The organism is Cognatundibacterium crateris (assembly GCF_010078235.1).
Lineage (GTDB): Bacteria > Pseudomonadota > Gammaproteobacteria > Burkholderiales > Burkholderiaceae_D > Undibacterium > Undibacterium crateris.
Map to the genome: position 1 here is coordinate 105,701 of NZ_JAABOS010000006.1, position 12,883 is coordinate 118,583.

A 12,883-nucleotide genomic window follows, 5' to 3' on the forward strand; every position below is an offset into this window, starting at 1 on the left:
GACTCCTGCGTCACTTCTCGTCCTGGTCGATGGGATTCGCGGAGGGCACGGCCTCAGAGCTGAAAGCGATCGCCCAGGCGCACTGAAAGAAGCGAATCCACGCTTCCTGCTGCAAGGCCGCCAGGAATCGACAGGTAACTGGTTGCCTGTAGAAACGACCCTGAAGTTAGGTATGAAGGAGAACTTGCTTTTTTACTCAAGCTTACTTCGCCCATGCAACCGAAACGCTGTTCCAGTACATGGTTTTGGATGCAGTCTTTCGAAGTTGGAACAGTAAGGCAAGATCACCAAAGCACGCACTGAAATGCATACCAAAGGTATTCACCATTAGTGCCTGATTGATGTTGGGGTTGCAGTAAAAGAAAATGCTGAGTACAACCGTGAGTGTCAGCAGCGGCGCAAGCAAAATGATGTACATTCTGCGAGATGAAACCTCTCCGTTGTAAACGACAAATATCGTCCCATTTGCAGCCCCGGCCATGGTGCGCTTTGAAAAGCCATGATCAGGGTGAAATGCAACGTGGATGATTTCGTGGATGACAAAATACAGTGCGATGAATATGCAAATCGTGCTCAGAATACGAACTGGTTGACTGCCCACAGTCTGTACAAAGTCTTGCAGGTAACTGAAACCAAAGTAGTGCAGACACAGGCCATTGACTATAAAAAACAGCAAGATCGTGCCATAACTGATAAACCGTAGCATCAGGTTGGAAAAACCAAGCGGCACCGTTTGCCAGCCTTGGTTTAGTGGGGGATGCGTGATATTGGCTTCGAGAAATTTGATCATAAACAGTGAACTAGTGATTGGACAAAATACAGAGGTGGCAATTTGCCACTTCATTACTTCGGTAATTATTGCCACCCCCATGCGATCACGCCATGTATATTGCGCGAAGGTAAGCGAAATCGCTACCCTGATGGGGCAGTCTGGCCAGAACAAATGGTTATATTTTTCCAGAAATGATTTTTGTATGGTGAATAAATTTTCATGGATTTAATCAGGATAGGGCTGGCAGACGGAATAAACTTTGGTCAAATGCCACAAAATGGAGCCATAGCCGTACAAACTTCAAGGCTGTTGCCGCATGGTGCATCGCAATAAGTTAGAATAAGCCTTTGAGAAACCTCAGACGGAAGCAAGTTGGTACGCTGGCGCTGGTTTGCCGGCAGCCTGCCTGCGCTGTCTGCCATCGTCTAAGCCGCCGCACATGAACGCTCCAGTCCAGATACCCACCCTGCATGCAGAGACGCCGCAGGGCGCTTTACCCACCCGTGTCCGGGAAATTCCGTATAACTACACTTCATTCTCCGACCGTGAAATTGTGATCCGCTTGCTGGGCGAAGCGTCCTGGACGCTGCTGGATCAGTTGCGTGGTAAACGCCAGACCGGTCGTTCTGCACGCATGTTGTATGAAGTGCTGGGCGATATCTGGGTCGTGCGCCGTAACCCGTATCTGCAGGACGATATGCTGGATAATCCGGGACGGCGTCAGGCGCTGATCGATGCGCTGAATCACCGTCTGGCGGAAGTCGAAAAACGCCGCCTGAATACCCAGAATGATGACGATGCCGAGCGTAGCAACAGCGTGGAAACGCTGGTACAGGCTGCGCGCAAGGCAGTCGCCGATTTTGCGCGTGAATTCCGCGACACCTATGATTTGCGTAAAAAAGCCAGCCGTCTGCTGGCGCGCTATACCGCCAAAGACAATATCAAATTTGATGGCCTGAGCCGGGTCTCACATGTGACGGACGCGACTGACTGGCGCGTCGAATATCCGTTTGTGGTACTGACGCCGGATACCGAAGATGAGATGGCAGGCTTGGTCAAGACTTGTATAGAACTTGGGCTGACCATTATTCCACGCGGCGGTGGTACCGGTTATACCGGTGGTGCGATTCCGCTCACGCCTTTGTCGGCTGTGATTAACACGGAAAAACTGGAAACCCTGGGTGCAGTCGAGATGACACGCCTGCCGGGTGTGGATCGCGATTACGCGACCATCTATTCCGGCGCAGGGGTCGTGACCAAGCGGGTGTCGGATGCGGCAGAAAAAGCTGGCTTCGTATTCGCAGTCGACCCGACTTCGGCCGAGGCGTCCTGCGTAGGCGGCAATGTGGCGATGAATGCGGGTGGTAAGAAAGCCGTGTTGTGGGGTACGGCGCTGGATAATCTGGCTTCCTGGAAAATGGTCGATCCGAATGGCGACTGGCTGGAAGTCACGCGTCTGGAACATAATCTGGGCAAGATCCATGACGTGGAACTGGCGAAATTCCGGCTGGAGTGGACCCATCCCGGCGATAAGCAGCCTTTCAAAACCGAGCAGCTGGAAATCAAGGGCCGCGTATTCCGCAAAGAGGGCTTGGGTAAGGACGTGACTGACAAATTCCTGGCTGGCTTGCCAGGTGTGCAAAAAGAGGGCTGTGACGGACTGATTACTTCCGCGCGCTGGATTTTGCACAAAATGCCGAAATTTGCGCGCACCGTTTGTCTGGAATTTTTTGGCCAGGCCAGGGATGCGATTCCTAGCATCGTCGAGATCAAAGACTATCTGGATGGCGAAAGCAAGCAGGGCGGCGCGATACTCGCCGGTCTGGAGCATCTGGACGAGCGTTATCTGAAAGCAGTGGGCTACACCACCAAATCCAAACGCGGTGTGTTGCCAAAGATGGCCTTGTTCGGCGATATCGTCGGCGATGATGAAGATGCGGTAGCGCGGGCTGCCTCGGAAGTGATACGCATCGCGAATACCCGCGTGGGTGAAGGCTTTGTCGCGGTGAGTCCGGAAGCACGTAAAAAATTCTGGCTGGACCGCGCTAAAACAGCCGCCATTTCCAAGCATACCAATGCCTTCAAAATCAATGAAGACGTGGTGATACCGCTCAATCGTATGGGCGAATATACCGACGGTATAGAACGTATCAATATCGAATTGTCGATACAAAATAAACTCGCCATGCTGGCTGAGTTGAAAGCATTTTTCAGTAAAGGCAATCTGCCGCTGGGTAAGAGTGAGGATGCCGATGGCGACGATATTCCGGCGGCTGAATTGCTGGAAGACCGGGTATTGCAAACCCAGGCTTTACTCGATGCGACCCAGGCACGCTGGTCTTATTTACTGCAGCAACTGGATAAGCCTTTGCGTGAAGCACAGTCCGAATTACTGCAACTGGGCCTGGAAAAACTGGCAGCGAATGTTGAAGAAAGGCTGCAACGCCAGCCTGACGCAACGGTGTTCTCGCTGGTGCAGGACAGAACCATACGCGTCTCCTGGAAAAATGAATTACGCAGCCCTTTGCGTCAGATTTTTAACGGCGCCGCATTCCGCCTGATACTGGATGAGTGCGTCGCCCTGCATAAAAAAGTACTGCGCAGCCGTGTGTTTGTCGCTTTGCATATGCATGCAGGTGACGGCAATGTGCATACCAATTTGCCGGTGAATTCGGATGACTATGCGATGCTGCAGGTGGCGCATCATGCGGTAGCGCGCATCATGGTGTTGGCACGTTCGCTCAATGGCGTGATTTCAGGCGAACACGGCATCGGCATCACCAAGCTGGAATTCCTGACTGAAGAGGAAATCCGTGACTTCCGCAGCTACAAACAAAGAATCGATCCTGAAGGCCGCTTCAATAAAGGCAAGCTGCTGAATCTGCCTGAGTTCGCCGCGGATTTACGCAATGCCTATACGCCTTCATTTGGACTGATGGGCCATGAGTCGCTGATCATGCAGCAAAGCGATATTGGCGCGATTGCTAACAGTGTCAAGGATTGTCTGCGTTGCGGTAAATGCAAACCGGTGTGCGCCACCCATGTGCCGCGCGCGAATCTGCTGTATTCGCCGCGTAATAAAATTCTTGCGACTTCGCTGCTGGTTGAGGCCTTCCTGTATGAAGAGCAAACCCGGCGTGGGATATCGATCAAACACTGGGATGAGTTCTCGGATGTGGCTGATCACTGCACGGTCTGCCATAAGTGCGTGAACCCCTGCCCGGTGGATATCGACTTTGGCGATGTCTCTATGAATATGCGCAATCTGCTGCGCAAAATGGGACAGAAAAAATTCAACCCAGGTACCTCGGCGGCGATGTTCTTCCTGAATGCGACTGACCCGGCCACGATTAATGCGACCCGTCAGGTCATGATAGGGCTGGGCTATAAAGCGCAGCGCTTAGGCCACGACTTACTGAAGAAAGTGGTGAAGAAGCAGACTAAGGCACCACCGGCAACGGTAGGCCGCGCACCGGTCAAAGAGCAGGTCATCCACTTTATCAATAAAAAAATGCCGGGCAATCTGCCTAAGAAAACTGCGCGTGCTTTGCTTGATATTGAGGACGATAAAGTAGTGCCGATTATCCGTAATCCGCACACCACCAATGCCGATACCGAAGCCGTGTTTTACTTCCCGGGCTGTGGCTCGGAACGTCTGTTCTCGCAGGTAGGTCTGGCGACGCAGGCGATGTTGTGGAATGTCGGTGTACAGACGGTGCTGCCACCTGGCTATCTGTGCTGCGGTTATCCGCAACGCGGTAACGGCCAGTTTGATAAGGCAGAGAAAATGATGACGGATAACCGCGTGCTGTTTCACCGCATGGCGAATACACTCAATTATCTGGATATCAAAACGGTGGTGGTATCTTGCGGTACTTGCTATGACCAGCTCGCGACCTACGAGTTTGATAAAATTTTCCCGGGCTGCCGCATTATCGATATCCACGAATATCTGATGGAGAAAAATGTGCGTCTGGAAGGCGTGACCGGTACCCGTTACATGTATCACGATCCCTGCCATACGCCGATGAAGTTGCAGGACTCGCTGAAGACAGTGAACGCGTTGATTCCGGCTGCCAATGGCACACAGAAGATAGAGAAAAACGAACGTTGCTGCGGTGAGTCTGGCACGCTGGCAGTCAGCCGTCCTGACATATCTACTCAGATACGCTTCCGCAAAGAAGGCGAAATGCAGCGCGGTGCCGATAAGCTGCGCGCGGATGGCTTTAGCGGTGATGTGAAAATTCTTACCTCCTGCCCATCCTGTATGCAAGGCCTGTCGCGCTATAACGACGACAGTGGCACTGAGGCTGATTACATTGTGGTCGAAATGGCGAAGCATATTCTGGGTGAGAACTGGTTGCCTGAATATGTGGCTAAAGCGAATAACGGCGGAATTGAAAGGGTATTGGTGTGATGCAGTCTGTTCAGCATGAAGCCGTGCCCGGCTGTGAATTATGTGCGGCTACTCAGCCGCAGCTTATTGTGAGCAGTGCTAACTGGCGCGTGATTTTGGTGGATGACGCGAGTTATCCTGGCTTTTGCCGTGTGATCTGGAACCACCATGTTAAAGAAATGACCGATTTGTCTGAGGCAGAACGGCTGGAAATCATGCAGGTGGTGTGGCAGGTGGAAGCGGCGCAGCGTGAAGTGCTGCTGCCGCATAAGATCAATCTGGCCAGTTTTGGTAATATGGTGCCGCATTTACACTGGCATGTGATACCGCGCTATCTGGATGACGTTCATTTTCCGAATCCGGTCTGGGCAGCAGTACAGACCCGTGGCCCGGCAGAAGAAATTCTGACCGCCAGACGTGAACGCCTGCCGCAATTAATCCGCGCCATACAACAGCGCTTATCCAGCATATAACAACGATGAGTACAGCTAAACCACAACCTACTTCACTCAATGCGCGTACCCAGTCGCGCGTCCTGGAAATCAGCTTTGACGATGGTCGCAGCTTTGTGCTGCCGTTTGAGCTGATGCGTGTGTATTCGCCTTCAGCGGAAGTACGTGGTCACGGCGTGGGGCAGGAAACCCTGCAGACCGGTAAGCGCGAAGTCAGCCTGGTGGGCATAGAGCCGGTCGGGAATTATGCGGTGCGGCCCTTGTTTTCAGACGAACATAGCTCAGGAATTTTCACCTGGGAGTATTTACACTGGTTAGGCGAAAATCAGAGCCAGCTGTGGCAGGACTATCTGCAAAAGCTGCAGGCAGCTGGGCATCCGGGTGAGACTGGCCGCGATGCGCCCATGATCAGTGCAGGACGTTCCTGTGGCAGCGCGCACTAAGCGTTTATTACAGACCGGACGCAGGCAAATGCGCCGCTTTGGCCGCACAGCCAGTGTCAGTGCGGCAGGTTTGCTGCTGATGAGCGCTTGCAGCAGCATTACTGAAGCGCCGCCTGATCGCAGTGGCTCTGTGCCTGGCATAGCCAGCCCTGTCATTGGTTCTGGTCATACGAATGCTGTTCCGGCGGAGATGCCAGCACGTTCACTGCCACCTCCGGCACCATCACAGGCGGCCAGCATAGATGCATATAAGCGCGAGGTGGCGCAGCGCGTCTATGCCAGTTTCCCTTCTTATGTGTATCAGGAGCAGCCTCAGCCTTTGCTGCGTGCCGTGATCGTGCTGCGTTATGTGATCAATGCCGATGGCAGTCTGAGCCGGGTGGAACTGTTACGCGGTAACGGCGACCGTTTTGCTGAACAGCGCGCCATGCAAAGCCTGCGTCAGGCTGCACCGTTTGCCAAACCGCCGGCTAAATTAATTCGTGGCGCCAGACTGGAGCTATCTGAAACCTGGCTGTTCAATGATGATGGGCGTTTTCAGGTGCGCAGTATCGCCTTACCTCAGCGCGCAGAGTAGGCTGCTGTGCAGCGTCCCGGGCTGCGGCCAGTACCCTGGATACATGTTGAGATGACCAAAATCCATGCCGTTTGCGGGCACTTCCCCTATAATGCGGCATCGCAAAGGAGTCAGAAATTATGAGCAATACCACCCATTTCGGTTACACCACAGTCGAAGAAAATCAAAAAGTACATAAGGTTGCGGAAGTTTTCCATTCTGTGGCGGCCAAATACGACATCATGAATGACGTGATGTCCGGTGGCTTGCACCGCATCTGGAAAATCTTCACCATCGCCCAGGCTGGCGTGCGTCCCGGCTTCAAGGTGCTGGATATCGCCGGTGGCACCGGTGATCTGACCAAGGAATTTGTGAAGCAGGCGGGCAAGACTGGCGAAGTCTGGCATACCGATATTAATGAGTCGATGTTGCGTGTAGGACGCGATCGCCTCTTGAATAAAGGCCTGATCACCCCCACTTTACTGTGCGATGCAGAGAAATTGCCTTTCCAGGATAATTATTTTGACCGCGTCACGGTCGCTTTTGGTTTGCGTAATATGACGCACAAAGAGCAGGCGCTGGCAGAAATGCACAGGGTGTTAAAGCCGGGCGGTAAATTGCTGGTGCTGGAATTCTCTAAGGTGCCTGAAGTGCTGCAAAAACCGTATGACCTGTATTCATTCAAGATACTGCCTTGGATGGGCCAGAAAATCGCTGGTGATGCAGACAGTTACCGTTATTTAGCGGAATCTATCCGTATGCATCCGGATCAGGAAACGCTGAAAGGCATGATGGAAGCGGTCGGTCTGGAAAAGGTACAATATTTCAATTTGACGGCAGGTGTGGCCGCATTACACACTGGAATCAAACTTTAAGAAGTGAAGGAGTCACTGCAATGAAGAAATTTTTACTCGCCATGGTCATGGTCGCCAGCACCTTAGCAATGACGGTGACGGATGCTGATGCTAAACGCCTGGGTAGCGGTGGGTCTTCCGGACGCCAGTCACAAAACGTGTCACGCCAGGCGACGCCGGCTACACCTGCGAATCCGGGTAATGCTGCGAATCAGGCCAAGCCTGGTGCGCCAGCTGCTGCACCGGCAGCTGCTGTTCCGCCTAAACCAGCGACACCATGGAAAGGTATCGTCGGCGGTCTGATCGGTGGTGCCTTGCTGGCGGGTGTGTTGTCGCACTTTGGTCTGGGTGGTGCCGTCGCCAGTATGTTGGGTTCGCTGCTGACTTTTGCGACCATCGGTCTTCTGATTTTCTTCCTGTTCCGTCTGTTCCGTGGCAATAAAGCGGCACCGGCGAACGCCTTTAGTCAGCCAGCGTATGCCGGTGTACCACAGGCGCAGAGCTTTAATCAGGCTCAGCCTCAGGCAGATCATCAGGCTTATCAGTCAGCCCAGACACAGACTGCAGTCGATCCGAATGCGGGTTCCTGGACAATTCCGGCTGATTTTGATGTGCCTGGCTTCCTGCGCAGCTCCAAGTCTTATTTCATCCGCTTGCAAGCGGCCTGGGATAAGGCTGACATCAATGATCTGCGTGAATTCACTACCGCCGAAATGTTCGCTGAATTGAAATTGCAATTGCAGGAACGTGGTGCCAGTGCGAATGTGACCGACGTGGTCAGTATCGATGCCGATTTGCTGGGGATTGAACAGGTAGGCAATGATTACATGGCCAGCGTGAAATTCACTGGCATGATCAAAGAAGCGGCGAATGCGCCGACCGAGCCTTTCGCCGAAGTCTGGAATCTGTCTAAACCTGCAAATGGTCAGGGTGGCTGGGTACTGGCAGGGATACAGCAAGTCTGATCTGGCAGTGCAGACAGGTCGCAGCAATGCGCTGCCAATCAGTTGATCGCAATCAGTTGATAGCAATAAGTTGACATCAGCTGATACAGATCCAGGACCTGCCTGCCCGGAAACTGTTAAACTGGAGACCGCCCGTCATTTGTCGGGCGGTTTTTTTATTGATACCTGGCAGAGCATATCCAGACGTGTTGGATACTAAGCCTGCCACCGGGACTGTTATGATCTCCATTGCTCCCTTTATTAATCACTTGTTAGCGCGCGAAGACTGGGCTTTGCAGCAGTTATTACCGCATGCCGGTAAGGTCGCCTGTATTGATACCCAAATGCTGCAAATCCGCCTGAGGATAGCGGTCGATGGCTATCTGGAAGCGGTAGCGCCGGATGCGCTGGCTGATGTCACGATACGGATACAGGCCAGCGATGTGCCGCTGATACTGCAAAACCGCGAACGTGCTTTCTCTTATGTGAAAATTGAAGGGGATGCTGATCTGGCGAATACCATATCCCGGCTCAGTGAACACTTACGCTGGGATGCGGAGGCCGATCTGAGCCGTGTGATTGGCGATATTCCCGCCGTCCATCTGGTCGCGGGCAGTAAATCATTGATAGCAAACGTGCAGCAGGCGCACCAGCGGCTGCAACACAATCTGGCTGAATATCTCACCGAAGAAAAACCCGTGCTGGTACGGCCGCAGCTGACCCGCCAGCTAAGTCAGCAAGTTCAACAAACCCGCGATGATGTCGAGCGTCTCATGAAGCGCATCGAAAGACTGGAAAGGTTGCGTTCATGATTTTGAAGTTTGTCCGTCTGTTTAAAATTATCCGTGTCACGCTGCGTTATGGCATAGATGAAATCGCGCTCAGCGGCTTGCAAGTACCGGGCTTGCTGAAGCTGTTGAAAACCGCTTTGTTTTGGCGTGACTTGTCAGCGCCGCGTGGCGAGCGCCTGCGCAAAGCCTTAGAAGACCTGGGTCCTATTTTTGTGAAGTTCGGCCAGGTCTTATCCACCCGGCGTGATCTGATGCCACCGGATATCGCCGAAGAACTCGCGAAGCTGCAGGATCGCGTTCCTTCCTTCGATCCTGATCTGGCAATAGCACAGATACAGAAATCACTGGGTGCCCATCCAGATACCTTGTTCGGCAGTTTTGAACGCATACCGGTCGCATCTGCTTCCATCGCGCAGGTGCATTTCGCTACGCTCAAAGACGGCCGTGAAGTCGCGGTCAAAGTCCTGCGTCCCGGGATGAAAGACACGATCGATAAAGATGTAGCCCTGATGCAGGTCGCCGCCAGCTGGCTGGAAGCCTTGTGGGCCGATGGCAAGCGCCTCAAGGCCAGAGAGGTGGTCGCAGAATTTGATAAATACTTGCATGACGAACTGGATCTGATGCGTGAAGCAGCGAATGGCAGCCAGTTGCGCCGTAATTTCATGGACTCCGATTTATTGCTGGTACCGGAAATGCATTGGGACTACTGTTCTTCATCGGTGATCGTGATGGAGCGCATGAAGGGTATACCGATTTCCCAGATTGAGCGTTTGCGTGAAGCCGGGGTCGATCTCAGTAAATTATCCAGAGATGGCGTGACCATCTTTTTCACCCAGATTTTCCGCGATGGTTTTTTTCATGCGGATATGCATCCCGGGAATATCCTGGTATCGACAGAGCCGGCGACCTTTGGACGCTACATCGCGCTGGATTTTGGTATCGTTGGCACCCTCAATGACTTTGATAAAGATTATCTGTCGCAGAATTTCCTGGCCTTTTTCCAGCGCGATTACAAACGCGTGGCACAAGCCCATATCGAATCTGGCTGGGCGCCGAAAGAGACCCGTGTCGATGAGCTGGAAGCCGCAGTACGCGCTTGTTGTGAGCCCATCTTTGATCGTCCGCTAAAAGATATTTCATTTGGTCAGGTGCTGCTGCGTCTGTTCCAGACTTCACGCCGTTTTAATGTAGAAGTCCAGCCGCAACTGGTACTGCTGCAAAAGACACTGCTGAACATTGAAGGCTTGGGACGTCAGCTCGATCCGGATCTGGATTTATGGAAAACCGCCAAACCTTATCTGGAGCGCTGGATGAGCGAGCAGGTGGGTTGGCGCGGGCTGCTCGATAAACTCAAAGACGAGGCGCCACGCTACAGCCATATCTTCCCGCAATTGCCACGTCTCGCGCATCAGGCCCTGAGCCGGGTGGCAGAGGGGAATCAGGATCACCAGATGCTGGCTGCTTTGCTGGCAGAGCAAAGGGCGACCAATACCCTGCTGCGTACCATCATTTACTTTGCCGGTGGCTTGCTGGCTGGTGTGATTGCTGCGCAATTGCTATACCACTGGTACTTTTTGGCCTGAACCTCAGGCAGGGAAGCTGCGACTATGTCAAACTTTCAGCAACGTGATGCGCGCCAGCCAGCCTTCTGGGATGAGCGCTTTGAGCAGCAATTCACGCCCTGGGACAAAGGGGCGGTGCCTCAGCAATTCCGGCAATTCATCGCGCAAAGTGAGGCTGGCAGTGTGCTGATACCCGGCTGCGGTAATGCCTATGAGGCGGGTTTTTTGGCGCAACAAGGCTGGCAGGTCGAGGCAATTGATTTTTCTGCGGCTGCGGTACACAGTGCCCAGCAAGTGCTGGGGCCGTGGGCAAAGCTGGTGACGCAGGCAGATTTTTTTGAATTTACGCCCGCTCAGCCGTTGGCATTGATTTACGAGCGCGCTTTTTTTTGCGCACTGCCACCTGAATTCCGGCCACGCATCGTTCAGCGCTGGGCAGAACTATTGCCGGCCGGCGCCACGCTGGCGGGCTATTTTTACCTTGATGAGAACCCACTGCATACGCCCAAAGGACCGCCATTTTTGACGCATGCCGACAGCCTGATGCAAATGATGTCGCCTTATTTTCAGTTAGTGCTGGATCAGCCTTCGCTGGATGCGCTTGAGGTATTCGGTGGCAAAGAGCGCTGGCAAGTCTGGCGCCGGATATAAGTGAGTTTTGTTGATGCTTAGCGGGCTGCGCTTGCTAGGAAGCCAGCGCAGGTAGTGCTACTATCTTCCTGTTTTTGTCAGCCACACTTCCCGATGCGATTTCTACGACCACGTTCAAACTTAGATCAGTTGCCAGCGATAGCACTGGATGCGGGTAAAGTCCGGACTTTGCTGAGTGCTGCTGCCTATAAGCAGGAATTGCTGCAGCAGATCGCGCATGCAAAAAACCGGATTTACCTGTGTAGTCTGTATCTGCAGAATGATGAAGCCGGAGCGGAAATACTGGCGGCGCTACATGCTGCCAAAGCTGCGCGTCCGGCGCTGGATATAGCCGTCCTGGTGGACTGGCACCGCGCACAGCGTGGTTTAATCGGTGAGAAAAAACAGCTAGGTGTCAGTGCCGGTAACGCCGCCTGGTATCAACGCGTCAGCAGTACCAGTGAGACGCAGGTGCCGGTATATGGCATACCGGTACAGACCAGTGAATTGTTTGGCGTGCTGCATCTCAAAGGCTTTGTGATTGATGATCTGGTCATCTACAGTGGTGCCAGTCTGAACAATGTCTATCTGCATCAGTTTGATAAATACCGGCATGACCGCTATTTGCTGATACAGAATGCCGTGCTTGCGAATTCCATGGTGGACTTTATCCGTCAGCATTTGCTTTCCGCCTCGGCGGTACACAGACTGGATAAGCCAGGCTATCCGGCGACTAAACAGATACGTCCGGAAATCCGCAGCTTTCGTGCCAGTCTCAAAAAAGCACGCTATCATTTTCCATCCGGGCTGGAGCGGCATGCGCAGCAATTATCCGTGACACCTATCGTCGGTGTGGGGAAAAACAATCCCTTAAACCGCGTGATATGCCAGTTGATTGCGAATAGCCAGCATAGAATTTGTATCTGTACCCCATACTTCAATTTTCCGGTCGCGATTACCCGTGAAATCAACCGCGCCTTAAAACGTGGCGTCAAAGTGGACGTGATCGTCGGCGATAAAACCGCGAATGATTTTTATATACCGCCGGAAGAACCCTTCAAAGTGATTTCCGCGCTGCCGTATCTGTATGAGGCCAATTTACGCCGCTTCGCCAAATCGCATCAGAAAGATATTCAGGCTGAACGCCTGCGTTTGCATCTGTGGCGTGAGGGGACGAATAGCTATCATCTCAAGGGCATGTGGATAGATGAGGATTATGCGCTGATGACAGGGAATAACCTGAATCCGCGTGCCTTCAGACTGGATTTGGAAAATGCCTTGCTGATTCATGATCCTCAGCATGAATTGCAGCCACAACTGCAACAGGAACTGAACAGCATTTTGCAGCATACCAGCCAGATCCGCGATTATCAGCAACTCGAAAAAATCCGCGATTATCCGGCGGATGTAAGTAAATTACTCGGACGTCTGAGTACGGTAAGGCTGGACCGCCTGGCCTACCGGGTGTTATAGGCTTGCACAT

At 52.9% G+C, this 12,883-nt stretch carries 11 protein-coding genes; 10 read left to right on the forward strand and 1 reads right to left on the reverse strand.

The genetic code is table 11. The features are described from left to right. Window positions 1-202: 202 nt before the first annotated feature. A complete protein-coding gene (locus EYB48_RS12460) occupies window positions 203-871 on the reverse strand; it encodes a DUF3267 domain-containing protein (protein WP_162020686.1) in 669 nt (222 codons plus the stop codon). Window positions 872-1,211: 340 nt separating this feature from the next. On the opposite strand from EYB48_RS12460, the gene EYB48_RS12465 reads away from it, so the two are divergent. The 10 genes from EYB48_RS12465 to pssA all read left to right on the forward strand — a co-directional run bounded on the left by EYB48_RS12465 (window position 1,212) and on the right by pssA (window position 12,873). Next, window positions 1,212-5,189, forward strand: a complete 3,978-nt coding sequence (locus EYB48_RS12465; RefSeq protein WP_162020687.1) for a DUF3683 domain-containing protein — start codon at window positions 1,212-1,214, stop codon at window positions 5,187-5,189. Continuing rightward, window positions 5,189-5,641, forward strand: a complete 453-nt coding sequence (locus EYB48_RS12470) for an HIT family protein (RefSeq protein WP_162020835.1) — start codon at window positions 5,189-5,191, stop codon at window positions 5,639-5,641. Before EYB48_RS12465 ends, EYB48_RS12470 begins: the two co-directional genes overlap by 1 nt. A gap of 5 nt (window positions 5,642-5,646) precedes the next feature. After that, a complete protein-coding gene (locus EYB48_RS12475; RefSeq protein ID WP_162020688.1) occupies window positions 5,647-6,063 on the forward strand; it encodes a gamma-butyrobetaine hydroxylase family protein in 417 nt (138 codons plus the stop codon). Then, the gene (locus EYB48_RS12480) at window positions 6,047-6,640 is read left to right on the forward strand and encodes an energy transducer TonB family protein (protein WP_162020689.1); all 594 of its coding nucleotides are present in this window, start codon (window positions 6,047-6,049) and stop codon (window positions 6,638-6,640) included. The genes EYB48_RS12475 and EYB48_RS12480 overlap by 17 nt, the downstream gene beginning before the upstream one ends. A gap of 119 nt (window positions 6,641-6,759) precedes the next feature. Next, complete coding sequence (ubiE, locus tag EYB48_RS12485) at window positions 6,760-7,494, forward strand: bifunctional demethylmenaquinone methyltransferase/2-methoxy-6-polyprenyl-1,4-benzoquinol methylase UbiE (protein WP_162020690.1); 735 nt, start codon at window positions 6,760-6,762, stop codon at window positions 7,492-7,494. 20 nt (window positions 7,495-7,514) lie between these two features. Further along, on the forward strand, window positions 7,515-8,438 hold the full coding sequence (locus tag EYB48_RS12490) for a Tim44 domain-containing protein (protein ID WP_162020691.1): 924 nt from the start codon (window positions 7,515-7,517) through the stop codon (window positions 8,436-8,438). A gap of 218 nt (window positions 8,439-8,656) precedes the next feature. Next, window positions 8,657-9,229 (forward strand): ubiquinone biosynthesis accessory factor UbiJ, encoded by a 573-nt coding sequence (locus tag EYB48_RS12495; protein WP_162020692.1) that lies wholly within the window; start codon window positions 8,657-8,659, stop codon window positions 9,227-9,229. Next, window positions 9,226-10,791, forward strand: coding sequence for a ubiquinone biosynthesis regulatory protein kinase UbiB (gene ubiB, locus EYB48_RS12500; RefSeq protein ID WP_162020693.1), 1,566 nt, complete (start codon window positions 9,226-9,228; stop codon window positions 10,789-10,791). Before EYB48_RS12495 ends, ubiB begins: the two co-directional genes overlap by 4 nt. Window positions 10,792-10,815: 24 nt before the next feature. Further along, window positions 10,816-11,421 carry a class I SAM-dependent methyltransferase gene (locus tag EYB48_RS12505; RefSeq protein ID WP_162020694.1) on the forward strand — a complete coding sequence of 202 codons (606 nt, stop codon included), beginning with the start codon at window positions 10,816-10,818 and terminating at the stop codon, window positions 11,419-11,421. Window positions 11,422-11,514: 93 nt separating this feature from the next. Then, entirely contained in the window at window positions 11,515-12,873 is a 1,359-nt protein-coding gene (gene pssA, locus EYB48_RS12510) for a CDP-diacylglycerol--serine O-phosphatidyltransferase (protein WP_162020695.1), read from the forward strand. Window positions 12,874-12,883 lie beyond the last annotated feature (10 nt).

Coding starts and splice junctions, on each gene's coding strand:
- EYB48_RS12505 (WP_162020694.1), top strand. CDS start 10,816: ATGTCAAACTTTCAGCAACGTGATGCGCGCCAGCCAGCCTTCTGGGAT.
- ubiB (WP_162020693.1), top strand. CDS start 9,226: ATGATTTTGAAGTTTGTCCGTCTGTTTAAAATTATCCGTGTCACGCTG.
- EYB48_RS12465 (WP_162020687.1), top strand. CDS start 1,212: ATGAACGCTCCAGTCCAGATACCCACCCTGCATGCAGAGACGCCGCAG.
- EYB48_RS12475 (WP_162020688.1), top strand. CDS start 5,647: ATGAGTACAGCTAAACCACAACCTACTTCACTCAATGCGCGTACCCAG.
- ubiE (WP_162020690.1), top strand. CDS start 6,760: ATGAGCAATACCACCCATTTCGGTTACACCACAGTCGAAGAAAATCAA.
- EYB48_RS12495 (WP_162020692.1), top strand. CDS start 8,657: ATGATCTCCATTGCTCCCTTTATTAATCACTTGTTAGCGCGCGAAGAC.
- EYB48_RS12460 (WP_162020686.1), bottom strand. CDS start 871: ATGGGGGTGGCAATAATTACCGAAGTAATGAAGTGGCAAATTGCCACC.
- EYB48_RS12490 (WP_162020691.1), top strand. CDS start 7,515: ATGAAGAAATTTTTACTCGCCATGGTCATGGTCGCCAGCACCTTAGCA.
- pssA (WP_162020695.1), top strand. CDS start 11,515: ATGCGATTTCTACGACCACGTTCAAACTTAGATCAGTTGCCAGCGATA.
- EYB48_RS12470 (WP_162020835.1), top strand. CDS start 5,189: ATGCAGTCTGTTCAGCATGAAGCCGTGCCCGGCTGTGAATTATGTGCG.